Annotated in this window: 24 protein-coding genes; 6 read left to right on the forward strand and 18 right to left on the reverse strand. The window is 60.8% G+C overall.

The annotated features are described in order from the left end of the window. Positions 1–33: 33 nt before the first annotated feature. Together pgeF and rluD are read right to left on the reverse strand one after the other, a co-directional pair. Positions 34–756 (reverse strand): peptidoglycan editing factor PgeF, encoded by a 723-nt coding sequence (gene pgeF / locus LOY52_RS22895; RefSeq protein ID WP_258676057.1) that lies wholly within the window; start codon positions 754–756, stop codon positions 34–36. Beyond that, positions 753–1715 (reverse strand): 23S rRNA pseudouridine(1911/1915/1917) synthase RluD, encoded by a 963-nt coding sequence (gene rluD, locus LOY52_RS22900; protein WP_007963852.1) that lies wholly within the window; start codon positions 1713–1715, stop codon positions 753–755. Before rluD ends, pgeF begins: the two co-directional genes overlap by 4 nt. A 151-nt stretch (positions 1716–1866) precedes the next feature. Between rluD and LOY52_RS22905 the strand changes: the two genes are divergently transcribed. From LOY52_RS22905 to LOY52_RS22920, 4 genes are all read left to right on the forward strand, one after another. Next, positions 1867–2889: an outer membrane protein assembly factor BamD gene (locus LOY52_RS22905; protein ID WP_123588157.1), complete on the forward strand. Its 1023-nt coding sequence runs from the start codon at positions 1867–1869 to the stop codon at positions 2887–2889. A gap of 126 nt (positions 2890–3015) precedes the next feature. Further along, positions 3016–3249: a PP0621 family protein gene (locus LOY52_RS22910; protein WP_007963850.1), complete on the forward strand. Its 234-nt coding sequence runs from the start codon at positions 3016–3018 to the stop codon at positions 3247–3249. Further along, positions 3239–4828 (forward strand): PAS domain-containing sensor histidine kinase, encoded by a 1590-nt coding sequence (locus tag LOY52_RS22915; protein WP_258680029.1) that lies wholly within the window; start codon positions 3239–3241, stop codon positions 4826–4828. Before LOY52_RS22910 ends, LOY52_RS22915 begins: the two co-directional genes overlap by 11 nt. Beyond that, positions 4825–6171, forward strand: coding sequence for a sigma-54 dependent transcriptional regulator (locus LOY52_RS22920; RefSeq protein WP_258676058.1), 1347 nt, complete (start codon positions 4825–4827; stop codon positions 6169–6171). The genes LOY52_RS22915 and LOY52_RS22920 overlap by 4 nt, the downstream gene beginning before the upstream one ends. Positions 6172–6259: 88 nt before the next feature. On the opposite strand, the gene thiO is transcribed toward LOY52_RS22920, so the two are convergent. Genes thiO through LOY52_RS22955 form a run of 7 tightly spaced genes read right to left on the reverse strand, consistent with a single transcriptional unit; the run spans position 6260 to position 13025 of the window. Beyond that, positions 6260–7360 (reverse strand): glycine oxidase ThiO, encoded by a 1101-nt coding sequence (gene thiO / locus LOY52_RS22925; RefSeq protein WP_258676059.1) that lies wholly within the window; start codon positions 7358–7360, stop codon positions 6260–6262. 57 nt (positions 7361–7417) lie between these two features. Beyond that, entirely contained in the window at positions 7418–7819 is a 402-nt protein-coding gene (locus tag LOY52_RS22930; RefSeq protein ID WP_258676060.1) for a type IV pilin protein, read from the reverse strand. A 15-nt stretch (positions 7820–7834) separates the two neighbouring features. Beyond that, positions 7835–10918, reverse strand: coding sequence for a pilus assembly protein (locus LOY52_RS22935; protein WP_258676061.1), 3084 nt, complete (start codon positions 10916–10918; stop codon positions 7835–7837). Next, positions 10905–11384, reverse strand: a complete 480-nt coding sequence (locus tag LOY52_RS22940) for a PilX N-terminal domain-containing pilus assembly protein (RefSeq protein ID WP_202370528.1) — start codon at positions 11382–11384, stop codon at positions 10905–10907. Before LOY52_RS22940 ends, LOY52_RS22935 begins: the two co-directional genes overlap by 14 nt. Positions 11385–11395: 11 nt before the next feature. Then, the gene (locus LOY52_RS22945) at positions 11396–12109 is read right to left on the reverse strand and encodes a PilW family protein (protein ID WP_258676062.1); all 714 of its coding nucleotides are present in this window, start codon (positions 12107–12109) and stop codon (positions 11396–11398) included. Beyond that, complete coding sequence (gene pilV, locus LOY52_RS22950) at positions 12106–12555, reverse strand: type IV pilus modification protein PilV (protein ID WP_258676063.1); 450 nt, start codon at positions 12553–12555, stop codon at positions 12106–12108. The genes LOY52_RS22945 and pilV overlap by 4 nt, the downstream gene beginning before the upstream one ends. After that, positions 12552–13025: a GspH/FimT family pseudopilin gene (locus LOY52_RS22955; protein ID WP_258676064.1), complete on the reverse strand. Its 474-nt coding sequence runs from the start codon at positions 13023–13025 to the stop codon at positions 12552–12554. The genes pilV and LOY52_RS22955 overlap by 4 nt, the downstream gene beginning before the upstream one ends. Positions 13026–13156: 131 nt before the next feature. Between LOY52_RS22955 and LOY52_RS22960 the strand changes: the two genes are divergently transcribed. After that, positions 13157–13726: a GspH/FimT family protein gene (locus LOY52_RS22960; protein ID WP_258676065.1), complete on the forward strand. Its 570-nt coding sequence runs from the start codon at positions 13157–13159 to the stop codon at positions 13724–13726. Here the strand turns inward: LOY52_RS22960 and ispH are convergent. The 6 genes from ispH to murJ all read right to left on the reverse strand — a co-directional run bounded on the left by ispH (position 13683) and on the right by murJ (position 21263). Further along, on the reverse strand, positions 13683–14627 hold the full coding sequence (gene ispH, locus LOY52_RS22965; protein ID WP_258676066.1) for a 4-hydroxy-3-methylbut-2-enyl diphosphate reductase: 945 nt from the start codon (positions 14625–14627) through the stop codon (positions 13683–13685). The genes LOY52_RS22960 and ispH overlap by 44 nt on opposite strands. A 234-nt stretch (positions 14628–14861) precedes the next feature. Then, complete coding sequence (fkpB, locus tag LOY52_RS22970; protein WP_169843368.1) at positions 14862–15299, reverse strand: FKBP-type peptidyl-prolyl cis-trans isomerase; 438 nt, start codon at positions 15297–15299, stop codon at positions 14862–14864. 7 nt (positions 15300–15306) lie between these two features. Next, positions 15307–15819 carry a signal peptidase II gene (gene lspA / locus LOY52_RS22975; protein WP_258676067.1) on the reverse strand — a complete coding sequence of 171 codons (513 nt, stop codon included), beginning with the start codon at positions 15817–15819 and terminating at the stop codon, positions 15307–15309. Then, on the reverse strand, positions 15812–18643 hold the full coding sequence (gene ileS, locus LOY52_RS22980) for an isoleucine--tRNA ligase (RefSeq protein ID WP_258676068.1): 2832 nt from the start codon (positions 18641–18643) through the stop codon (positions 15812–15814). The genes lspA and ileS overlap by 8 nt, the downstream gene beginning before the upstream one ends. 13 nt (positions 18644–18656) lie before the next feature. Next, positions 18657–19595: a bifunctional riboflavin kinase/FAD synthetase gene (ribF, locus tag LOY52_RS22985; protein ID WP_003228347.1), complete on the reverse strand. Its 939-nt coding sequence runs from the start codon at positions 19593–19595 to the stop codon at positions 18657–18659. A 129-nt stretch (positions 19596–19724) separates the two neighbouring features. Next, on the reverse strand, positions 19725–21263 hold the full coding sequence (gene murJ / locus LOY52_RS22990; RefSeq protein ID WP_258676069.1) for a murein biosynthesis integral membrane protein MurJ: 1539 nt from the start codon (positions 21261–21263) through the stop codon (positions 19725–19727). Positions 21264–21515: 252 nt separating this feature from the next. Here murJ and rpsT point away from each other — a divergent pair, with 252 nt between their 5' ends. After that, complete coding sequence (gene rpsT / locus LOY52_RS22995; protein ID WP_003228351.1) at positions 21516–21788, forward strand: 30S ribosomal protein S20; 273 nt, start codon at positions 21516–21518, stop codon at positions 21786–21788. Between the two features lie 120 nt (positions 21789–21908). On the opposite strand, the gene LOY52_RS23000 is transcribed toward rpsT, so the two are convergent. The 3 genes from LOY52_RS23000 to cgtA all read right to left on the reverse strand — a co-directional run bounded on the left by LOY52_RS23000 (position 21909) and on the right by cgtA (position 24848). Next, on the reverse strand, positions 21909–22376 hold the full coding sequence (locus tag LOY52_RS23000) for a CreA family protein (RefSeq protein ID WP_003228353.1): 468 nt from the start codon (positions 22374–22376) through the stop codon (positions 21909–21911). Positions 22377–22387: 11 nt separating this feature from the next. Next, on the reverse strand, positions 22388–23506 hold the full coding sequence (gene proB, locus LOY52_RS23005; RefSeq protein WP_258676070.1) for a glutamate 5-kinase: 1119 nt from the start codon (positions 23504–23506) through the stop codon (positions 22388–22390). 118 nt (positions 23507–23624) lie between these two features. Continuing rightward, positions 23625–24848, reverse strand: a complete 1224-nt coding sequence (gene cgtA, locus LOY52_RS23010) for an Obg family GTPase CgtA (protein WP_003228358.1) — start codon at positions 24846–24848, stop codon at positions 23625–23627. Between the last annotated feature and the right edge of the window lie 174 nt (positions 24849–25022).

Genomic DNA, 25022 nt, shown 5'->3' on the forward strand with positions numbered 1-25022 from the left:
AAGCGTCAGCGAGTTGATTCAGGTCAGGCAAGTCTAGCGGGTGAGCCAGACAAGGGAGGCGAAACGGCCAGTGCGCGACGCACGGCGGTAAGAAAAGAAGCGTGGATCGGTCACAGTGCAGAAACCGCCGCCATAAACCGCAGTGACACCGCGTTCAGCCAGGCGCAGGCGCGCCAGCAGGTAGATGTCGGCCATGAACTTGCCAGCATTGTGGCTGGGGGCGAAGGCGGATGCCGCTTCCGGCAATTGATTGACAAAGACTTCGCGTACTTCCGGGCCGACTTCAAAGGCTTTCGGGCCAATGGCCGGGCCGAGCCAGACCAGTACGTCCGCCGCAGCAGTGTCGAGATGATCGAGAGTCGCTTCCAGTACTCCCGCCGCCAAACCGCGCCAACCGGCGTGAGCCGCCGCGACGCGAGTACCGGCACGGTTGCAGAACAATGCCGGCAGGCAATCTGCGGTCATCGCCGTGCAGGCAATCCCGGGAGTCGCCGTCCAACTGGCATCGGCGGTGGCAACCACGCCCGGATCAGCATGGGCCACGGCAGTCCCGTGTACTTGCTGCAACCAGGCAGGCTGTATAGAGAAGTGTTCGGTCAGACGCCGACGATTCTCGGCGACTGCTTCCGGGCGATCATCGACATGATCACCCAGATTGAGGCTGTCGAACGGCGCCTCGCTGACACCCCCCTCGCGGGTGGTGACACAGGCCCTGACGCTGGCCGGCGCAGGCCAGTCCGGCGTCAGCCAGTTCATCCGACGAATGCCTCGCGATCCTGCTTGAGCAGGGTCAGCAGCCAGACGAAGTCTTCTGGCAGCGGCGATTCCCAGCTCATGCGCTCACCGGTGGTCGGATGATCCAGCTCGAGGAAACGCGCGTGCAGGGCCTGACGCGGGAAGTGCTTGAGCGACTCGACCATGGTCGGGTTCGCGGCAGGCGGAATGCGGAAACGACCGCCGTACGCAGGGTCGCCGACCAACGGGAAGTTGATGTGCGACATGTGCACGCGAATCTGGTGGGTGCGGCCGGTTTCCAGTTTGACCCGCACATGCGTGTGGGACCGGAAACGCTCCAGCACGCGGTAGTGACTGACGGCCGGCTTGCCGCCTTCCATCACTGCCATGCGCTGGCGCTGCTGACCATGACGGCCGATCGGGGCGTTGATCTTGCCCCCGGCGGTCACGACACCGATCACGATGCACTCGTAGATCCGGCTGACGCTGCGGCTTTGCAGCTGGGCAACGAGCTTGGTCTGCGCCTGAATGGTCTTGGCCACCACCATCAGACCGGTGGTGTCCTTGTCCAGGCGATGCACGATACCGGCACGCGGGACATTGATGATGTCCGGCACGTGGTGCAGCAAGGCATTGAGCAAGGTGCCATCGGCGTGGCCGGCAGCCGGGTGCACCACCAGGCCCGCAGGCTTGTTGATCACCAGGATGTCGTCGTCTTCATAGACGATGTCGAGTTCGATGTCCTGGGCGATCCACTCGCCCTGGGCTTCCTGCTCGGCAGTCAGCTCAAGGATGGCACCGCCGTGCACGATGTCGCGCGGGCGGATGACCGCCCCGTCCACAGTCAGGCGACCTTCTTTGATCCAGGCGGAAAGGCGCGAGCGTGAGTGCTCAGCGAAGAGTTGGGCGGCGACTTGATCGAGGCGTTGGCCGCCCAAATCGGACGGCACCTCTGCGCGAAGTTCAATTTTATCGGACATGCTCTGACTGGGCGTCGGCACAGCCTTTGGTTTCGGCTGCGCGCTTGTGGTTAAATACGGCGTCTTTTGCCCCGAGGCTTTTCAACGGGGCGCTCATCATAACAGGACGGCCCCGCCCAAGACAGCGGCCGTCATAGGGACGCAAGCCGCCATGCAAGTGAAACACCTGCTGCTGATCGCCATCCTCGCATTGACCGCTGCTTGCTCATCGAAGGAAGTCGTAGACGAAAACCTCAGCGAAGCCGAGCTGTATCAGCAGGCTCAGACTGACCTGGACAACAACAGCTATACCAGCGCCACAGCCAAGCTGAAGGCCCTGGAGTCGCGTTATCCGTTCGGTCGCTACGCCGATCAGGCACAGCTGGAGTTGATCTACGCCAACTACAAGAACGCCGAGCCGGAAGCTGCAAAGTCCGCCGCCGAGCGTTTCATTCGTTTGCATCCGCAGCATCCGAACGTGGATTACGCGTACTACTTGAAAGGTCTGACCTCTTTCGACCAGGACGTCGGCCTGCTGGCGCGCTTCCTGCCGCTGGACATGACCAAGCGTGACCCGGGCGCTGCCCGCGACTCGTACAACGAGTTCGCGCAGCTGACCAGCCGATACCCGAACAGCCGCTACGCGCCGGACGCCAAGCAGCGCATGATCTACCTGCGCAACCTGCTGGCGGCCTACGAAATCCACGTAGCCGACTACTACCTGACTCGTCAGGCCTACGTCGCCGCCGCCAACCGTGGCCGTTATGTAGTGGAAAACTTCCAGGAAACCCCATCGGTCGGCGACGGCCTGGCGGTGATGACCGAGGCTTACCAGCGTCTGCATCTGGACGATCTGGCCGCCACCAGTCTGGAAACCCTGAAGCTCAACTACCCGAACCACCCGAGCCTGAAAGACGGTCAGTTCGTGCCATCGGTCGCCGAAGCCGACAACCGTTCGTTCCTGAGCAAGGCGACTTTGGGCCTGATCGAATCGCGTCCACCGCTGCCGCCGGGAGAAACCCGCGCCAACCAGGACGTGCAGAAGCAGTTCCAGGACGCGAAAGACGCGATCCCGAACGAGCTCAAGCCTAAAGACGAAAACGGTGACGTGATTGAAGAAGAACATCACGAGGCTGAAGGCAACAACGAAGACCGTTCGTGGTTCAGCTACATGACCTTCGGCGTGTTCGACTGATCATACCGGCGGCACAAAAAAGGGAGATCTGCGGATCTCCCTTTTTCATTGCCGCGCATTAATAGTCTGTGCGCTTGCCGGCTCCTTGGCTAAACTGCCGAATCATCAGCCGAAAAGCCGCCCATCATGCTTCGTTTACTGTTCTGGATTGTCCTGATTTTCGCCGCGGTATGGCTGTGGCGCAAATTCAAGGCGCCCGCCGCTTCCGCCCAGTCGCCCCGCGAGCAAGACGCCGCGCCGATGGTGCGCTGCGCCCATTGCGGCGTGCACCTGCCGCGCGATCGCGCGCTAAACCTTCAGCAACAGTGGTATTGCAGCCAGGCTCACCTTGAGCAAGGCCCGGGCACCAGTGATCGCTGAGGCCGCCAACGCCGACAGTAAACAGGCGCAGCGTCTGCTGCGCCTTTATCACCTCTACCGTTTAAGCGTCGGCATCACCCTGGTGTTGCTGATTTCCAGCAACATGGACAACCGCCTGCTGACGTCGGCCGACGACGACCTTCTGCGCAGCGGCAGCTGGTTGTATCTGGTGCTGAACATTCTGCTGGTGGTGTTCCTGGAGAACACCCGCCGCCCGGCGCAGCTGTTCAGCCTGGCGCTGGTCGATGTGCTGCTGCTGTGCGGTCTGTTCTACGCGGCGGGCGGCGTCGCCAGCGCCATCGGCAACCTGCTGATTGTCTCGGTGGCGATCGCCAATACCCTGCTGCGCCGACGCATCGGCCTGCTGATTGCCGCCATCGGCGCGCTCGGCATTGTCGTTTCCAGTTTCCTGCTGGGTTTCAGCCATCCCCTGAGCGCCAATGATTACCTGCAAGCCGGGACCCTCGGCGCTTTGTGTTTTGCCGCATCGCTGCTGGTCCAGGGCCTGATCCGGCGTCTGGAAGTCAGCGAGACCCTCGCCGAACAGCGCGCCAGCGAGGTGGTCGGCCTCGAGGCCCTCAACGCCCTGATTCTGCAGCGCATGCGCACCGGCATCCTCGTGCTCGACGAACAGCGCCGGGTGCAACTGGCCAATCACAGCGCGAAAAACCTGCTGGCGCAGTCGCACCTTGAGGGGCATTTGATCGATGACTACTCGCCGGCACTGGTCGAGCGCCTGCAACTGTGGCTGAGTAACCCGACCCTGCGCCCGCAGAGCCTGAAGATTCCCGGCAATGGTCTGGAGCTGCAACCGAACTTCATCGCCCTCGCACAGAGCCCGAACCAGCAGACCCTGATATTTCTCGAAGACCTCGCGCAAGTCGCCCAGCAAGCCCAGCAACTCAAGCTCGCCGCACTCGGGCGCCTGACCGCCGGCATCGCCCATGAAATCCGTAACCCGCTGGGCGCCATCAGTCATGCCGCGCAGCTATTGGCGGAGTCCGAGGAACTCGATAGCGCGGATCGGCGTCTGACGCAGATTATTCAAGACCACTCCCAGCGCATGAACCGAGTCATCGAAAACGTCCTGCAACTGTCGCGCCGCCAGCAGAGCGCTCCGCAACGCCTGGATCTCAAACCGTGGCTGGAACACTTTGTTGCCGAGAGCCGCGAACAGGCCACTGTGCGGCAAACGATTCATTTGCGGATCAATTCCGGGGACTTCATCACGCTGATGGACCCCGACCAGCTCACGCAGATTCTCGACAATCTGTTACGCAACGGCTGGCGGCACAGCGCCCTGTTGCATGAGCAGGCCGAGGTCTGGCTGGCGCTGTTCGTCGACCCCGACAGCCAGCTCGCGGTGCTCGAAGTACAGGACAACGGCCCCGGTGTGCCGCCCGATCAGCAGGCGCATCTGTTCGAACCGTTCTTCACCACCAGCAGCCAAGGCACCGGCCTTGGGCTTTATCTGTCCCGTGAGCTGTGCGAAAGCAACCAGGCGCGCCTAGACTTCAAACCACGCCAAGGCGGCGGCTGCTTTCGCATCACCTTTGCTCACGGACGGAAACAAAGTTGAACACGAGCCCACGGCAAAAAATCCTCATCGTCGATGACGAGCCGGATATCCGCGAACTCCTGGAAATCACCCTGGGACGGATGAAACTCGACACCTTCAGCGCACGCAACCTCGGCGAAGCCCAAGCGTTGCTGCACAACAACACCTTCGACCTGTGCCTGACCGACATGCGCCTGCCGGACGGCACGGGGCTGGACTTGGTGCAGCACATCCAGCAACGCTATCCACAACTGCCGGTGGCGATGATCACCGCCTATGGCAGCCTGGAAACCGCGATCAATGCGCTGAAGGCCGGGGCCTTCGACTTCCTCACCAAACCGGTTGATCTCACGCGCCTGCGCGAACTGGTCAGCACCGCATTGCGCATGCCGGCGGCGGGTGGCGCCAGTTCGCCGATCGATCGACGCCTGCTCGGCGACTCGCAGCCCATGCGAGACCTGCGCAAACAGATCGACAAACTGGCGCGCAGTCAGGCCCCGGTCTACATCAGCGGTGAATCGGGCAGCGGCAAAGAACTGGTCGCACGGCTGATCCACGAACAGGGGCCGCGCGCCGCCAAGCCGTTCGTGCCGGTCAATTGCGGGGCAATTCCGTCCGAACTGATGGAAAGCGAGTTTTTCGGCCATCGCAAGGGCAGCTTCACCGGCGCAGTCGAGGATAAACCCGGACTGTTCCAGGCTGCCCACGGCGGCACCCTGTTCCTCGATGAGGTCGCCGACCTGCCGCTGTCGATGCAGGTGAAATTGCTGCGAGCAATTCAGGAGAAAGCCGTGCGCAGCGTCGGCGGCCAGCAGGAAGCGGTGGTTGATGTGCGCATTCTTTGCGCCACCCACAAGGATCTCGACGCCGAGGTCGCCGCCGGACGCTTTCGCCAGGATCTGTATTACCGCTTGAACGTGATCGAACTGCGCGTGCCATCCCTGCGCGAACGGCGCGATGACATCGAAGTGCTGGCTGCGCACATGCTCCAGCGTCTGGCGGCAGGCAGCGGCCGCGCGGCGGCCCGCCTGCACCCGCAGGCACTTGAGGCGCTGAAGAGTTACCGCTTTCCGGGGAATGTGCGGGAGCTGGAAAACGTCCTCGAACGGGCGCACACGTTGTGTGAAAACCAGTTGATCGAGGCGGCGGACTTACGTCTCAGCGAAGGTAATTGCGCGGTCGAAGGCGGTATTGCCGACCTGACGCAGATCGACAACCTTGAGGACTATCTGGAGAACGTCGAGCGCAAGCTGATCCTGCAGGCGCTGGAGGAAACGCGCTGGAATCGTACAGCGGCGGCGCAGCGCTTGAGCCTTTCGTTTCGGTCGATGCGTTATAGGCTGAAGAAACTCGGTCTGGATTGAGCCTTTAAAAGATCGCAGCCTGCGGCAGCTCCTACATGGGAATGCGTTCCTGTAGGAGCTGCCGCAGGCTGCGATCTTTTGCTTTTGCTTAAATGCGTCCCTCTGGCGCATAAGGCGCCGGATCAATAATCGGCGCACGCCCCAGCATCACATCGACAAACAACTGACACGACGCCGGCGCCAGCACCAGGCCGTTGCGGTAATGCCCGCAGTTCAGCCACAAACCCTTAAACCCCGGCACACGGCCGATATACGGAATCCCCTCCGGTGAGCCTGGGCGCAAACCGGCCCAGTGCCCCACCACTTCGGCCTCCGCCAGCGCCGGCAGCAACTCCACCGCCGAGGCCTTGAGACTCTCCAGCGCCACATCGGTCGGGGTCTTGTCGAACCCTTCGTGCTCCAGCGTACTGCCGATCAGGATGTGCCCGTCGCGACGCGGAATCGCATAACGCCCCTTGGCCAACACCATGCTCGGCAGAAAATCCGCCGCACACTTGTAGAGAATCATCTGGCCCTTGACCGGCTCCACCGGCAGCGTCAGGTCCAATGTCTTTAGCAGATCACCGCTCCATGCCCCGGCAGTCAGCACGATCTGCTCGCCGCGGATCAGGCCCTTGGACGTCTCGACGCCAACCACCCGCTCGCCTTCGCGAACAAACCCGCTGACTTCGCATTGCTCGTGAATCGTCACGTTCGGCAGCGCGAGCAAAGCGGCTTTCAATGATTTGACCAGGCGCGGGTTACGCACGTTGGCCACATCGGCCATGTAGATCGCCCGAGAGAACCCGCCGCCCAGCACCGGCACCGCATCGTGCGCCGCCGAGATATCCACAGCCCGCAGCGGACGGTTTTCTCGCTTGGCCCAGGCCAGTGCCTCGGCTTCATCTTCCAGATCCAGCCAGTACAGGCCGGTGGTGTGCACTTCAGGATCAACCCCGGTATCGGCAAACAGCCGCTCGCCCAGCTGTGGATAAAAGTCCTGCGACCAATGCGCCAGCGCGGTGACTGCCGGGCTGTAGCGCCACGGGTACAGCGGCGAAACGATACCGCCGCCGGCCCAGGACGATTCCTGGCCGACGTTCGAACGATCCAGCAGCACCACGCTGCGCACTTCGGAGGCGAGGTTGTAGGCGGTCAGCAGGCCAATCACCCCGCCACCGACAATCACCACTTGCTGTTGCCTGGTCATGTTTGATCCAACCGTAAAAAAGACAGTGGGCGCAAAAGGCGCCCTTGAGAAGGTACCTCAGCGGCCCCAGCAATCCTTGGTGGTCAGCCCGGTGGTTGCGTTGTTCATGCCTCTGACGCCGGTGTTGGTCAGGGTGAAATCCCCGCACTTGTCGGTGGCCATGGTCGTGCCGGCCTTGCGGGTGGCCGTCAGCAGGAAGGTCTGATCAGCGATCGTCGGGGTGATGGTGTAGAAATCATTGCCCGTGCTCAGACCGGTGATGCCGGTGTAGACGTTGTTTTTGGTATAGAAGCGTTCGAGGCTCTGCGCCTGCTCCGAGAGCAGCGACACCACTTCGGCGCGCCGGCCCTTTTTCAGGTATTCGGTGTAGCTCGGTGCGGCGATGGTGATGATGATCCCGATGATCGCAATCACGATCATGATTTCAATCAGGGTGAAGCCTTGGTTGACTCTGCGCATGCCTCAAACTCTCACTTACTGTATTTGTCGCCACATGATACGACGGCTGCCGCCGCCGGATTTTTCCACCAGTGTGGTGACGGTGCCACTGGAATCGTTGACGATCTTGCGCGTCGCGCCATTGACGATGGCGTTCAGGGTCGGAATCCCGCCGGTGAACACCACGCCGCTGGAAATCGTGTCATTGCTGTCGACCACACCATCGGCGTTGGTGTCGAGCACCGCGTAGTTGAGCATCTTACCGCTGAACGCATCGAGTTCGACCAGTTTGCCGGTGCCAAAACTGGCACACGGGTCGGTGGTGTCGACACTGGCGGTGGTAAACACGATGCGTCCGAGCACCAGACTGGCCTGATTGATCACCCGCTCGCCGGTCAGCACGTTGTTGTACACCAAGGGCAGGTACCAGCCCTTCTCCCCCGGATAGGTCGTGTCGTTCTGGCTGATGGTGATGAACTGCCCTGTGCTGCCGGAGAACACTCCGGTCACTGCCTGTGCCTGCAGGCTGCTGACCGTCAGTTGCCCGGAACCGCCGTCGGCATCCCACACCGAATAAAATGCCTGCAGATCCTTGTTGGTCTTGTCGGCGGTCTCGTTGAATTTGCCGGTGCCGACGAAGATCTGTTTGCCCCCCAGCGAATTGTCCGCCAGCAGCGGCTGCGCGGTGATCGGCTGAGTCGCCCCGCCTGCCGTGGTGAACAACGGTTTACCGGAGAACGCCACACCCCAGCTGTCAGTCGACGTCGCGCTCAGATCGAACTTCCACAATCGCCCTTTCAGGTCACCTCCGTAAGCGGCCTGCACCACGTTGGAAGAATTGACCTTGAGCTTCACCGACGACAGGCCATTGGTGGTTTCGGTGCTGTCGATCACGATCTTCTTGATCAGCGAACCGTCACGCACATCCAGCACATACAACGCCGCCACCCCGGAGTTGCTGCCATAACCATTGGCAATGAATGCCGCCCAACGACCATCGGCCAAGCGTGCCACTTCCGGCCGGGCATAGGCATAACCCAGATCATTGAATGCGTTGGTAGTGTTCGCCGTGGCGGGTGCACTGACTTCCCACAGGGCATTGAGCACATTGCCCGCGGACGCGTCGAACAGTTGCAGCGCATAGAAAGACTTGCCGCCAGCACCGGTGCCGCCGATGGCCAGGGTTTTCCAGGCGCTGTTGATTTGCGCGTCATACACACCGACCTGGCCGTCCACCAGAAACTTGTGGCTGACGCCATTGATGTAAGCCGGGTCGGCAATCAGCCGCAGCGACGGCAACACGCTGGACGGCATGTAGGCATAACGCCGGGTGCCGTTGGCCGAGTTGATCACGTTGACGAAACCGTCGTTGGCATTCACCACCAGACTCGAATTCATGTTCGCCGCTTTGGTGGTCAGGTACGTGGTGTAGGTGGTGTCGCCCGAGAGGTCGGAGGCGGTTTTGTCGCTGGGCGAGGCCAGCACCAGCGGCGAGTTGATGATGTCGCCGAGCAATACGCTGCGCACCTTGAGCCCGGTCTTGTTGGTGCCCTTGCTCCACTCCACCAGATCGCTGCCGCTGATGCCGGTGGGCAGGCTCTGGCTCAGCGTGGTCTGCTGGGTCGCGGAAAAGTTGCCGTAAGCCAGAGTCACGGCGACGTTGCTGCCGGTGTTCCACGATTGATAGGTCGGTGCGGTCGCGCCCGGGACGATGGTGGTGTCGGTGGTCCACAACGCTGCCGAGGTATTCACCGCGCCAGCCGAAGTGAACCCGAAGGACTTGATCGTCCCGCGCCAGTCCTTGGGGTCGTAGCTGGTCTGGAAATAACTGGTGCCACTGGCCAGCGTGGTGCCGCTGGTGACCCCACTGCCGCCGGAACCGGCCTTGGAGGTGATGTCGCTCAACGCCGAGGACAGCGCGGCGTTGAGACCGGCGCTGTCGGTCGCCTGGTAATACCTGCCCTGCCCGTAAGCGGCGGCGTCCGACAGCATGTCGTTGTCGGCAGTAAAACCGACGGTGTAGGTGTTCATGTTCTGCTTGGGAAAATCCACCGCGTTCCAGCTTTTACCAGCGGCGTCAGTCCCCGTCGAACGCATGTCGATATCGAAGGCGAATTTGGCAATGTCATCGAGGTACAGCGTGTCGCCCTCGCTATCGCCATTGAGGTTGTTGCCGTCATTGTTGATGCCGTCCCAGTTCGGCAGGCGACTGCCACCCAGCGGATCATTGGTTGGGAAGGTGCGATCGTAGGTCGGCAAACCGTCAGTGATCACCACGCCGTAGTTTTTTTGGCAGCGGTACTGGATCGGACTGGTGTAAGTGGTGGGTGTGCTGTTGTAGTACGGCGTCATGCCGCGCATGTACCGGGTGATTTCGTAATAGGTTTCTGCCAGCGGCGTATTGGCCACAGCGCTCAAACCGTTGATCGAAGATATCAGCGCGTTGTAGTTGGCGTCGGCCTGCGCCTGGGTCACGCTGCCGGAGACCGGTGACAGGTCGCTGATCGATCGCGCGATATATCCGCCATTGCCCGAGTTGTTACTGGTGACCGGATTGAAAGTCGACAGGCCCATACGCAGGGTACGGTTGCTGGTGACCAGCGCGGTGGACACGTTGCGCGCCACGTTGATCCGATAGTCGTTGGGAATCGCCCCGGTGGTGAAGTCGCGAGTGCCGTTGTTGATCGCCAGCCCGACCACATAGGCGATGTAATCCCCGGTGTAGCGGGTGTTGCCGCCACCCACCGGGTCCGGCAGTTTCAGGCACAACGGCGCGACGCTGTTGTTGTAGAAGGCGAAGGCGCCGCCGGAGCAACCGGAGGTCGGCAGGTTCGAGAGAAACACCGGATCGCCAGTGATCGCCGTCGAACTCAGGCACAGCCCGAGCAACGCATTACATTGCCTGGCCGGAGTGCGCGTGACGTTCGGGTCGAATCCTGCCGCGTAAATGATGCTGTTCATACTGCCGGAATCATCGATCAGCAACATCACGTTGGGCGGCACCGCCGCAGCGCTCAACAGCGGCGAGTCGGACGGCGTGAACGCATACGCCGGCGCCGCCAGATACAAGCCCAGCAGCATGCCCGTCAACAGTGTCCAGCAGCGCTCAATACTTCGCATAGACACTCTCCACCACACTGCGCGAAGTACCGGCGATGCCGACGGCAGTCACTCGATACAGAGTCGCCGACGTGTTGCTCGGTACATTAACCGCCGTCAGCGTGGTGCCAATGTTCTGCACCCCATAAAAGCCGTTACCGGCTGCGATCCACGTTACCCCTGAAGTCGAATTGAGCCCCGCCGCACTGACTACCGCAGACTCCGCCGGCGGCGCACATTGTGTGGTGCTGGCACACACTGCCAGCGAATAACTGTCGAGCTGCACCGCACTCTCACCGATGCGCAACGCCGCCTCGGCGGTCTGGAATGACTGATTGCGCAGGCTGACACTGCCGGCCATTTTTTCCTGCAGATTGGCACTCTGCATCGACGATAGCCCGATCAAGGTCAGCAGCAACAGAAATACCAGACTGACCAGCAACACCATGCCACGCTGGTTTTGCCGCTGGTCGAAGGTCATCCTCATCGGCCCGGCCCTCATTGCAAGCGGTTGCGCAAAGCGGCAACCACATTGAAGGTTTGATTGGCCACCCGGTTGTTCGGGTCGGTGAGGGTCAGGCTCAGTCGCACACTGCGTATGCGTGCCGGATCGCTGGGATTGGCGCTGTACGAGGACGCCGCGACGTCAGTGGCGGACGTTGCCAGACCGAACATGACGCTGAACGCACTGACATTGTTCACCAGCACCTGTTGGGTCGGAGTGCCGCTGCCGGTGCCCATGAGAATCTGGTTGTTGCTGAAGCTGTAGATCAAGCGGCGGATCGGAAAAGCGATCTGCCCGCTCGCTGCCGCCCGCAACCCGGTATAGGCCGTGGCACTGTTGCGGCAATCGGAGACCACCGTCCAGGTCGGCGTGCCACCACTGCCGCCGACATCGGCGGTAACCAGAGTCAGCTTGAGGTTGCTGTTGTCCCAACTGATCGGGATGATCTGCGCCGCGTTGAAATCCCCCGCCGAGCTCGCGTCAGTAATCGTGCCCAGACAGCCGAACATGCCGACCATGCGCAGTTCCTGAATCATCTTGCTCAGGACAAAACGTGCGTCTTCCTGCATCGCGGCAGCGGTGTTCTGGCTGACGTAAGTGTTTTTGGCTGCAAGGAACGTCTGCACCACCCCCAGTACGATGATCAGCCCAAGCGCTAGCGCGATGAGCATTTCGATCAGGCCGAACCCCTGCTGATCATGCTTCATGGCGTGGCCACCGGATCGACCGTGGCGCGACTGGTCAGAACGAAGCTGCGGGTGGTACCGGTGGCATTCGCCGCCCGTGAGTCATTCCAGTTGATGGTGATGGTGTACACCCGCTGATTGAGGGTGATCGTGCCGGTGGCGCTCGGCCCGCCGAAATTGACGATATTGGTGGTGAAATCGTAGAGATCCTGATCGCGGGCCACGCTGAGGTTGCCCGAGGTCGGCGGCGTGACGGTGTAATCAGCGGCGGCGTTGGCACGGATGCGGTCCATCATGTCGTAGGCGATGAAGCTGGCCTGACTGGTCATTCGCGAACTGTCAGTGTACTTCAGCGCATTCACTTGAACGGCTGCCGCGCCCAATATGCCGACGGTCAGAATCAGCAACGCGACCAGCACTTCGATCAGCGACATGCCCTCCTGTGCCTGTGTGCTCCCTGCCCTCATCCGCAACTTCCACCCAATTGAATTCGTCCGTTCAGACACACGTTCAGCGTCCTGCTTTGCGTGCCCAACACGTAGCTGATGACTACCGCCGTCGACGGCGCCGCAAGACCGCCCAGGTTGTTGAAATCCAGTGCGCTCACTCCTGAGGGTAGCGTCAGAGTCGCGCCGCTGCTCATCGCTGGAACAACCCGCAATACATTCGCCGATGTGCCAGTACTGTCATAGACCGACAATTCGCCGGTCCACACGCTGCCGCCGGCGCTCGGGCGCAAGCGTGTGGTCACGCCGCGATCAATCGCCTCCAGCCGGGCATAGTTGATGGCGCGCTGCAGGTCGCCCATTTCGGTGTCGGCCTTGCTGCTCTGGATCGAGCGAGTGAAGCCCGGCACCGCCAAGGTGATGAGGATCACCATCACGGCGACCGCGGCCAACAGTTCGGGCAGCGTGAAACCTTTTGTACGATGATCCATCGATGCCCTCCGTTGCCGTCGGCTATACCTGCTTCTACAAACTAGAACATTCAACCGGCCTGCGTCGGTTGATTTGCCCTGCCCGGCGAAAAGGATCGCGCCGGGCTTCATGCTCCACGGAGGGAGTTGTCATGCCGCAACAGGGTTTCAGCCTGATCGAATTGCTTATGGGACTGGCGATTGGCGCAATTGTTCTGTCGCTGGTCAGCCCGGCGTTCGCCACCTTCACTGAATCGACTCATCGCGACCAGGCGGCCCGGTCGCTGCTCGAGGGCATTCGCAACGCCCGCACACAGGCCATCACGCGCAATCAGAGCGTGGTGATCCATGGCATCAACGGCGACTGGAGTCAGGGCTGGCGGATCATTCTGGATATCAGTGGCAAGGGGCCGCTGGACAGCAGCAACCCACTGCTGCTGGAGCACGCGAGTGACGGGCGGACACCGATTGTCGGTAATTGGGCGGTCAGTCGTTACGTGCGCTTCAGCAGTCTGGGACAACCGCTGATGCCCGGGCGGGCGTTTCAGGCAGGGACATTACATCTCTGTTCGGCACGCGAGCCGGTCAGCCAGCGGCAGGTGGTGCTGTCGGCAACCGGCCGGGTGCGCCTGACCAGCGCGAAGGCTGAGCAGGCGCTGTGCCTGAAGGCGAAGAGCGTCAGATCGAGCGGACGCGCAGCTCTTTCGGCATCGAGAACGTGATGTTCTCTTCGCGGCCGGCCAGCTCATCGGCACCGGTCGCGCCCCAGGCTTGCAATTGCTGGATCACGCCGCGCACCAGCACTTCCGGCGCGGAAGCACCGGCGGTGATGCCGATGCGCTCGACACCCTCGAACCAGCTCTTCTGCAGGTCTTCGGCGCCGTCGATCAGGTAGGCCGGCGTGGCCATGCGTTCGGCCAGTTCGCGCAGACGGTTGGAGTTGGAGCTGTTCGGACTGCCCACCACCAACACCACGTCGCATTCGTCGGCCAGTTGCTTGACCGCGTCCTGACGGTTTTGCGTGGCGTAGCAGATGTCGTCCTTGCGCGGACCACCGATGGCCGGAAAACGTGTGCGCAGGGCATCGATCACGCGACTGGTGTCGTCCATCGACAGGGTGGTCTGGGTCACGAACGCCAGTCTTTCCGGGTCACGCACTTGCAGTTCGGCGACGTCTTTCTCGTCTTCGACGAGGTAGATCGCGCCGCCATTGCTGGCGTCGTACTGGCCCATGGTGCCTTCGACTTCCGGGTGACCGGCGTGACCGATCAGGATGCACTCACGGCCGTCGCGGCTGTATTTGGCGACTTCGATGTGCACCTTGGTGACCAGCGGACAAGTGGCGTCGAATACCTTCAGGCCACGGCCGGCGGCTTCGCTGCGTACGGCTTGAGAAACGCCGTGGGCACTGAAGATCACGATGACGTCGTCTGGCACTTGATCCAGTTCTTCGACGAAGATCGCGCCACGGTTGCGCAGGTCTTCGACGACGAATTTGTTGTGCACCACTTCATGACGCACATAGATCGGCGGCCCGAAGACTTCCAGGGCGCGGTTGACGATTTCGATCGCCCGGTCCACGCCGGCGCAGAAGCCACGGGGGTTGGCGAGTTTGATTTGCATGCTGTGCCTCGTGTCTTGCGCGCAAGAAATAGCGAAAACGGTTGAAAACATTGTGGGAGCGAGCCTGTTGTGGCGAGGGGATTTATCCCCGATCGATTGCGAAGCAATCGTCAAACCAGTCAATGCTTTCCGATTCTGGATCGCGGTGATCAGATTCGGGGGTGCTTCGCACCCCATCGGGGATAAATACCCTCACCACAAAAGCCCCCTCTCATGAGGGGCCTGCTGTATTGCTTAAAGCGCTTTGACGTTGATGATCTCGACGTCAAAGGTCAGCGTCTTGCCGGCCAGCGGGTGGTTGAAGTCGATGGTCACTTGCGCGTCATCGAACTCTTTCACCACACCCGGCAGCTCAGTATTGGCCGCATCATTGAAGATCACCAGCAGACCCGGCGACAACTCCATGTCGACGAACTGCGAACGCGGGATGATCTGGACGTTTTGCGGGTTCGGCTGGCCAAAGGCGTTTTCCGGCTCGACGGTCAGCGTACGCTTGTCGCCAGCCTTGAAGCCGAACAATGCCGCTTCGAAACCCGGCAGCAGATTGCCGTCGCCGACCTTGAAGGTCGCCGGGGCCTTGTCGAACGTGCTGTCGACCGTGTCGCCGTTCTCCAGGCGCAATGCAAAGTGCAAAGTGACTTCCGTGTTCTGGCCGATGCGTTGCTCAGCCAATACCTGTTCAGTCATGAACGGCTTCTCCGGTTTTCTTACTTTTGAACATGTCCAGTGCGAGCATCACCGCACCGACGGTGATGGCGCTGTCGGCAAAGTTGAACGCCGGGAAGTACCAGCGGTTCTGCCAGTGCACCAGAATGAAGTCGATCACATGGCCCAGCGCAATGCGGTCATACAGATTACCCAGCGCACCGCCCAGCACCAGCGCCAAAGCGACAGCCAGCCAGGTGTCGTTGCGGCCCAGACGTTTGAGCCAGACCACCAGCACCGCACTGACCACGATCGCGATCAGGGCGAACAGCCAGCGCTGCCAGCCGGAGCTGTCAGCCAGGAAGCTGAACGCCGCGCCGGTGTTGTAGGCCAGGGTCCAGCTGAAGTAATCGGGAATGATCACGATCTGCTGGAACATTTCGAGCCTGTCTTCGAAGTAGAACTTGCTGGCCTGGTCGATGACCAGAACCAGCAAACTCAACCAGAGCCAGCTCAACCGTCCGAAACGGCCAACGGCGTTAGGCATAGTGACGAACCTCGCCGGCGCCGCTGATGTTGTCGACGCAACGACCGCAGATTTCCGGATGCTCCGGGTTCACACCAACGTCTTCGCGGCAGTGCCAGCAACGGGCGCATTTCGGGAAGGCCGATTTGACGATCTTCAGTTTCAGGCCGCTGACTTCGGTGGCTACCGCGTCCGCAGGTGCCTGAACGAAAGGTGCCACGCTGGCAGTCGAGGTGATCAGGACAAAGCGCAGTTCGTTGCTCAGCTTGGCCAGGTCGGCGCTCAGCGCGTCTTCGGCGAACAGCGTCACTTCGGCCTGCAGGTTGCCACCGACGGCTTTGGCCGCACGCTGGATTTCCATCTCTTTGTTGACCGCCACCTTCACTTCCATGATGCGATCCCAGTACGCGCGACCCAGCTCGAAACCTTCCGGCAGCTCGGTCAGACCTTCGTACCAGGTGTTGAGCATCACCGACTCGTTGCGCTCGCCCGGCAGGTACTGCCACAGCTCGTCGGCGGTGAACGCCAGGATCGGCGCGATCCAGCGTACCAGCGCTTCGGAGATGTGGAACAGCGCGGTCTGGCACGAGCGACGGGCCTTGCTGTCGGCGCCAGTGGTGTACTGGCGATCCTTGATGATGTCGAGATAGAAACCACCCAGCTCCTGCACGCAGAAGTTGTGGATCTTCGAGTAGACGTTCCAGAAACGGTATTCGCCGTAGTGCTCTTGCAACTCGCGTTGCAGCAGCAGGGTACGATCCACGGCCCAGCGATCCAGTGCGAGCATGTCTTCAGCCGGCAGCAGGTCGGTGGCCGGGTTGAAACCGGTCAGGTTCGAAAGCAGGAAACGCGCGGTGTTACGGATGCGACGATAGGCGTCCGCGCTGCGTTGCAGGATCTGCTCGGACACGGCCATCTCGCCCGAGTAGTCGGTCGAAGCGACCCACAGGCGCATGATGTCGGCGCCCAGGGTGTCGTTGACTTTCTGCGGCGCAATCACGTTGCCCAGCGATTTGGACATCTTGCGGCCGGACTCATCGACGGTGAAACCGTGGGTCAGCAGTTCGCGGTACGGCGCGTGGTTGTCGATGGCGCAACCAGTCAACAGCGACGAGTGGAACCAGCCGCGGTGCTGGTCGGATCCTTCCAGGTACAGGTCGGCACGTGGACCGGTTTCGTGCCCCATCGGGTGCGAACCGCGCAGCACGTGCCAGTGGGTGGTACCCGAGTCGAACCAGACGTCGAGGGTGTCGCTGATCTTGTCGTACAGCGGCGCTTCATCGCCCAGCAGTTCGGCGGCGTCGAGTTTGAACCAGGCTTCGATGCCTTCGACTTCAACGCGCTTGGCGACTTCTTCCATCAGTTCGACGGTGCGTGGGTGCAACTCGCCGCTTTCCTTGTTCAGGAAGAACGGGATCGGCACGCCCCAGTTGCGCTGACGGGAGATGCACCAGTCCGGACGGTTGGCGATCATCGAGTGCAGGCGCGCCTGGCCCCAGGCCGGCACAAACTTGGTGTCTTCGATGGCTTTGAGCGAGCGTACACGCAGGGTGTCGCCGCTGACCGGCTCTTTGTCCATGCCGATGAACCACTGCGCAGTGGCGCGATAGATCAGCGGGGTCTTGTGGCGCCAGCAGTGCATGTAGCTGTGTTCGATGACGGTGGTGTGCAGCAGCGCACCGACTTCGGTCAGTTTTTCGACGATAGCCGGGTTGGCCTTCCAGATGAACTGGCCGCCGAAGAACTCCAGCGACGGCACGTACACGCCGTTGCTTTGTACCGGGTTGAGGATGTCATCGTTGACCATGCCGTATTTCTTGCAGGTCACGAAGTCGTCCACACCGTAGGCCGGAGCGGAGTGAACCACGCCGGTGCCAGCGCCCAGTTCAACGTAGTCGGCCAGGTACACCGGCGACAGGCGGTCGTAGAACGGGTGACGGAAGTTGATCAGTTCCAGCGCCGAACCCGGCGCGGTGGCCAATACGGTGCCTTCGACGCCGTAACGCGACAGGCAGGATTCAACCAGCTCTTCAGCCAGGACCAGCAGCTTGTCGCCGATATCAACCAGCGCATAGTTGAATTCCGGGTGTACGTTCAACGCCTGGTTGGCCGGAATGGTCCACGGGGTGGTGGTCCAGATCACGATCGAAGCAGGCTTGCTCAGCGACGGCAGACCGAACGCGGCGGCCAGTTTGGGCTCGTCGGCGATCGGGAAGGCAACATCGATGGTCGAGGACTTCTTGTTCTCGTACTCGACTTCGGCTTCGGCCAGCGCCGAACCGCAATCGAAGCACCAGTTCACCGGCTTGAGCCCCTTGAACACGAAACCGCCCTTGACGATTTCGGCGAGGGCGCGGATTTCGCCGGCCTCGTTCTTGAAGTCCATGGTCTTGTACGGGTTGGCGAAGTCGCCCAGCACGCCGAGACGGATGAATTCGCTCTTCTGCCCTTCGATCTGCTCGGTGGCGTAGGCACGGCACAGCTCGCGGGTCTTGTCCGCGCCCAGGTTCTTGCCGTGGGTCACTTCAACCTTGTGCTCGATCGGCAGGCCGTGGCAGTCCCAACCCGGAACATACGGCGCGTCGAAACCCGACAGGGTCTTCGAGCGGATGATCATGTCCTTGAGAATCTTGTTCAGTGCGTGACCGATGTGGATCGTGCCGTTGGCGTACGGAGGGCCGTCGTGCAGGACGAACTTCGGACGATCCTTGCCAATCTCGCGCAACTTTCCGTACAGGCCAATACTGTCCCAGCGCTGCAGGATCTGCGGTTCGCGCTGTGGCAGGCCGGCCTTCATTGGGAAGGCGGTGTCCGGAAGGTTTAGCGTGGCTTTATAGTCGGTCATTTAAGGCTCTTCATTAGCGATGGGCGCTAGGTGCGGCTAGTGCACGGGCGGCGGCGACATCCGCGTTGATCGCCGTTTTCAGTGCCTCCAGGGAGGCGAAACGCTGCTCTTCACGCAGCTTTTGGTGGAAAACCACCGTCAGACGCCGGTCATACAGATCGCCGGCAAAATCCAGTAGGTGTACTTCAAGGTGGGCTTTGCCATCACCTTGGACCGTAGGCCGCACGCCGATGTTGGCGACGCCAGGCCAGGTCTTGCCGTCGATGTCCACATCCACCAGATAAACCCCGGTGAATGGCACGCGACGACGCTTGAGTTGAATGTTGGCAGTGGGCGTACCCAGTTGCCGGGCCAGTTTCTGACCGTGCAGCACACGACCGGCGATCCGGTACGGGCGGCCGAGCAAGCGTTCGGCCAAGGCAAAATCGGCGGCGGCCAACGCGTTGCGCACCTGCGTGCTGCTGACGCGAATGCCGTCCAGCTCGACGGTTTGCGCGGCTTCCACGGTAAAACCGTGAACCTGGCCGGCCTGCAGCAGAAAATCGAAATCGCCAAGGCGATCGCAGCCGAAGCGGAAATCGTCGCCGACTTCCAGATGCTGCACGCCGAGACCGTCAACCAGGATGGTATCGACGAATTCACTGGCACTGAGCTTGCTCAGGCGCTGGTTGAACGCCAGGCACAGCACCCTGTCGACGCCTTCGGCGGCCAGCAGCTGCAGCTTGTCGCGCAAGCGAGCCAAGCGGGCCGGTGCGGTCTCCGGGGCAAAGAATTCCCGGGGCTGCGGCTCGAAAATCACCACGCAGCTGGGTACGCCCAACTCGAGCGCACGCTCACGCAGTCGGGCCAGGATAGCCTGGTGACCACGGTGAACACCGTCAAAGTTGCCAATAGTGGCGACGCAGCCCCGATGCTGGGGGCGCAAGTTGTGGAGGCCTCGAACCAGCTGCATAACGCGCTTCTTGCTCATAAAGTGGTCGATTATAACCACACCCGACGGTCGACGACAGGCAACACCGTAACGCAAAGTGATCGAGCCGACAAAACTGCCGGCCCGTGCCCGGTTATAAAGGCTGAAACCTCAGCTCAACGCCTTGCGATTGAAGTCGCGAAGGCGGAAACCGAGCAGCAGCAACATACCGAAATACGCCACCACACCAGCAACCACCAGCGCCCCCAGACGCAGGAAGCGCTCCAGCATATGGCCCTGATCCCAAGCCGGCATGAAATGCATGCCCAGTAGCAATACCGCCGACATCACCGCTACCGCCACTAACAATTTGAAGCCGAACATGTACCAGCCCGGTTGCGGCTGATACATCTTTTGCTTGCGCAGTTGATAGAACAGCAGCCCGGCATTGAGGCAGGCACCGGCACTGATCGCCAGCGCCAGACCGGCGTGAGCCAGCGGCCCGATCAACACCAGGTTGAACAGCTGAGTGACGATCAGGGTGAAGATTGCGATTTTTACCGGGGTGCGGATGTTCTGTTGCGCGTAAAAGCCCGGCGCCAGCACTTTGATCACGATAATTCCAAGCAGACCGACAGAATAGGCAATCAGCGCACGCTGAGTCATGGACGCATCAAATGCGCTGAACTGGCCGTACTGGAACAGTGACACGGTCAGCGGCTCGGCGAGAATCCCCAGCGCCAATGCACATGGCAGCACCAGCACGAAGCACAGACGCAGCCCCCAGTCGAGGATCCGCGAGTATTCGTGACGATCCTTGCTCGCATAAGTCTTGGCCAGCGTCGGCAGCAAAATGGTGCCCAACGCTACGCCGAGCACGCCGGACGGCAACTCCATCAAACGGTCGGCGTAATACATCCACGACACCGAACCGGCCACCAGAAACGAAGCAAAAATGGTGTTGATGATCAGCGAAATCTGGCTGACCGAGACACCGATGATCGCCGGCAGCATTTGCTTCATCACTCGCCAGACGCCGGTATCGCGCAGATTCAGGCGCGGCAGCACCAGCATGCCGATCTTTTTCAGGTGCGGCAGTTGATAGAGCAACTGCGCCAGACCACCGACCAGCACCGCCCAGCCCAGCGCCATGACCGGCGGATCGAAATACGGCGTCAGGAACAGCGAGAACACAATCATGCTGACGTTGAGCAGGGTCGGCACGAACGCCGGCACCGAAAAACGGTTCCAGGTGTTGAGAATCGCCCCGGCCAGCGAGGAAAGGGAGATCAGCAATATATAAGGGAATGTCACCCGCAACAGGTCGGAGGTGAGCTGGAATTTTTCCGGCGTATCGGCAAACCCCGGCGCCGTGGCCCAGATCACCCACGGTGCGGCGATCATCCCCAGCGCAGTGACCAGCGCCAGCACCAGTGTCAGCAGGCCCGATACATAAGCAATAAAGGTACGGGTCGCCTCTTCACCCTGCTGACTTTTGTATTCCGCCAGAATCGGCACGAAGGCCTGCGAAAACGCACCCTCGGCGAAGATTCGCCGCAGCAGATTGGGCAGTTTGAAGGCAATGAAGAAGGCATCCGTCGCCATACCGGCGCCGAATGTGCGTGCGATGAGCGTGTCACGGACGAACCCCAGAATCCGGGAAAGCATCGTGATAGAGCTGACGGCGGCCAACGATTTGAGCAGATTCATTAAGGAAATGTGTGCCTGTCGATAAACAGCAGGCGAACAATGCGCCCACTTGTGCGATACTCCGCGCCGCAACAGCACAGAGCCAAAGCTCGCGAGTTTACAGGTCAAGCGCCGGAAATAAATATCCCGCCTCTTCATACCTACCACTTAGCGGAACGTTTCAAGCGCCCTTGACAAGACTTCTCTTCATCGGCATGATTCGCGGCCTATTTTGTTTGCTATTTCCTAAAAAGTCTTTCGAGGAGCTCGACGGTGGCCAACTCACCTTCCGCCAAAAAACGTGCAAAACAGGCTGAGAAGCGTCGCAGCCACAACGCCAGCCTGCGTTCCATGGTTCGTACCTACATCAAGAATGTAGTTAAGGCCATCGACGCAAAAGACGCTGAAAAAGCTCAAGCTGCATACGTTCTGGCTGTGCCAGTTATCGACCGTATGGCCGATAAAGGCATCATCCACAAGAACAAGGCTGCTCGTCATAAGAGCCGTCTGAATGGCCACGTCAAGGCACTGAAAGAAGCTGCTTAATCGACGTAGTCATTAAAAAACCGACCTTAGGGTCGGTTTTTTATTGCCTGCGATTTGATAAACGCAGAGCAAAAAAATGCAGGAGCGAGCAAGCTCACTCCTGCAATTGGTTTTGCGCTGTTACTGCTGGACCGGTACCCACGGCACGATCGGAATTGCGGTTACCGCATTCTGCGGACTCCCTTCGATCACGCGATCGCTGTAGACCAGGTACACCAGCGTATTGCGCTTCTTGTCGAGGAAGCGCACCACCTGCATGGTCTTGAACACCAGCGACGTGCGCTCCTTGAACACCTCGTCGCCATCCTTCAGTTCGCCCTTGAACTTGATCGGACCCACCTGGCGACAGGCAATCGACGCCTCGGCGCGATCCTCGGCCAGACCCAGGCCACCCTTCACCCCACCCGTCTTGGCGCGAGACAGGTAGCAGGTCACGCCGTCGACCTTCGGATCATCGAAAGCTTCGACCACGATCCGGTCATTCGGGCCGACGAACTTGAACACCGTCGACACCTGACCGATTTCCTCGGCCGAGGCCAGTAATGGCAGCGCCATCAGCAGACCCAACAATCCTTTTGCCATGCGCATCGCGTTTTTCCTTAGACCAGAATCAGGTTGTCACGGTGAACCAGTTCCGGCTCAGCCATGTAGCCCAGCACGCCGACAATCGCATCCGACGACTGACCAATGATTTTTTGCGCCTCAAGCGCACTGTAGTTGGCCAGGCCACGGGCAATCTCGCGACCGTCCGGCGCCACGCAGACCACCATCTCGCCACGACGGAAGCTGCCCTGGACCAATTTGACGCCGACCGGCAGCAGACTCTTGTTGCCCTGCGACAACGCCGACACCGCACCTTCGTCCAGCACCAGCGTGCCGCGAGTTTGCAGATGCCCGGCCAGCCACTGCTTGCGCGCCGCCAGCATGCCGCGCTCAGGCGACAGCAGCGTACCGATGCGCTCGCCAGACTTCAGGCGATCGAGCACTCGCTCCAGACGCCCACCAACGATGATGGTATGCGCCCCGGAACGCGCCGCCAGACGCGCCGCACGCAGCTTGGTCTGCATGCCGCCACGCCCCAGCGCGCCACCGGTACCGCCCGCCACCGCATCCAGGGTCGGATCATCGGCGCGCGCTTCGTAAATCAGTTGCGCATCAGGGTTGTTGCGCGGATCGGCGTCGAACATGCCGTCGCGATCGGTGAGGATCACCAGCAGATCGGCCTCGACCAGGTTGGCCACCAGCGCTGCCAGCGTGTCGTTGTCGCCGAAACGGATTTCATCGGTGACCACGGTGTCGTTTTCGTTGATCACCGGGATGACTTTCAGCTCGACCAGCGCACGCAGGGTGCTGCGGGCGTTCAGATAGCGCTTGCGGTCGGACAGGTCATCGTGAGTCAGGAGAATCTGCGCAGTGTGCCGGCCATGCTCGGCAAAGCTCGATTCCCAGGCCTGCACCAAGCCCATCTGACCGATTGCCGCGGCAGCCTGGAGCTCGTGCATCGCACTGGGTCGTGCGGTCCAGCCCAGACGACTCATGCCGGCAGCCACCGCCCCGGAGGACACCAGCACCAACTCGACACCTGCCTCATGCAGGGCGACCATCTGCTCGACCCAGACACTCATTGCCGCACGATCCAGCCCTTTGCCATCAGCTGTCAGCAAAGCGCTGCCGATCTTCACGACCCAACGCTGCGCACCTGTCACCTTGCTCCGCATCATCTTCAACCTTAGCTTGAGGACAGCGCGACCCAGCGCTGCCCGTTAATCGTGACTACCGATTTCCAGATACCAAAACGCCGCTCGATTGAGCGGCGTTCAAGTTTATCGCAACAGATCAGTCGCGCACGTAAATGATTTCCGGACCGTCTTCATCATCCACATCTTCTTCGTCCCAGTCATCGTCGCCGATGTCGTGGACCGACTTCACGCCGCTGCGACGCAGGGCACGCTTGTCATCCAGCGCCTGCAACTGCGCACGGGCTTCGTCTTCGATGCGCTGATCGAGGTCGGCCAGCTCTTCCTTGTAAGCCGGATCATTGGCCAGGCGATCGGCACGATCTTCCAGATAACGCATGATGTCGCGGGTCAGGCGCTCAGTGCCTTCTTTGGCGATGGCCGAGATCACGTAGACCGGACCTTCCCACTGCAGGCGATCAACGATTTCCTTGACGCGCTCTTCGTGCTCTTCTTCAAGGATCTGGTCGCACTTGTTCAGCACCAGCCAGCGATCACGCTCGGCCAGCGACGGACTGAATTTCACCAGCTCGTTGACGATCACTTCAGCCGCGTCCGGCGCACTGGTGTCATCCAGCGGCGCCATGTCGACGAGGTGCAGCAACAGACGCGTACGCGCCAGGTGCTTGAGGAAGCGAATACCCAGGCCGGCACCGTCGGAAGCGCCTTCGATCAGACCCGGAATGTCGGCGATGACGAAGCTTTTCCAGCGGTCAACGCTGACCACACCCAGGTTCGGCACCAGCGTGGTGAACGGGTAGTCGGCAACTTTCGGCTTGGCGGCCGATACCGAACGAATAAAGGTACTTTTACCGGCATTCGGCAAGCCCAGCAGACCAACGTCGGCCAGCACTTTCATTTCCAGTTTCAGGTCACGCTGCTCACCCGGCTTGCCCGGCGTGGTCTGACGTGGTGCACGGTTGGTACTGGATTTGAAACGGGTGTTGCCCAGACCGTGCCAGCCGCCCTGCACCACCATCAGTTTCTGGCCGGCCTTGGTCAGGTCGCCAATCACTTCCTGGGTGGCCGAGTCGATCACGGTGGTACCGACCGGCACACGCAGGATCAGGTCTTCACCCTTCTTGCCGGTGCAATCGGTGCTGCCGCCGTTGGAACCACGCTCGGCATCGAAGTGCCGGGTGTAACGGTAGTCGACCAGGGTGTTGAGGTTTTCGTCGGCCATCATGTAGATGGAACCGCCGTCACCGCCGTCACCGCCGTTCGGGCCGCCGTTTTCAATGAATTTTTCCCGACGGAAACTCATGCAGCCATTGCCGCCGTCGCCAGCTTTTACGCGGATCGATACTTCGTCTACAAACTTCATAACTCAACGCCTCTCGCCATACGGACGAGCCGAAAAACAATCAAGACATAAGACTCTTGCAAAAATGAGCGCAGCGACCCCAAAACACGACCTGCATCGCACGCCGACAGCCCATACAAACAGTTTTGCAAGAGACTCACCCCACAAACGAAAAAGCCCCGTCGCAAGACAGGG

It is taken from the genome of Pseudomonas sp. B21-051, from assembly GCF_024748795.1.
GTDB classification, from domain to species: Bacteria; Pseudomonadota; Gammaproteobacteria; order Pseudomonadales; family Pseudomonadaceae; genus Aquipseudomonas; species Aquipseudomonas putida_A.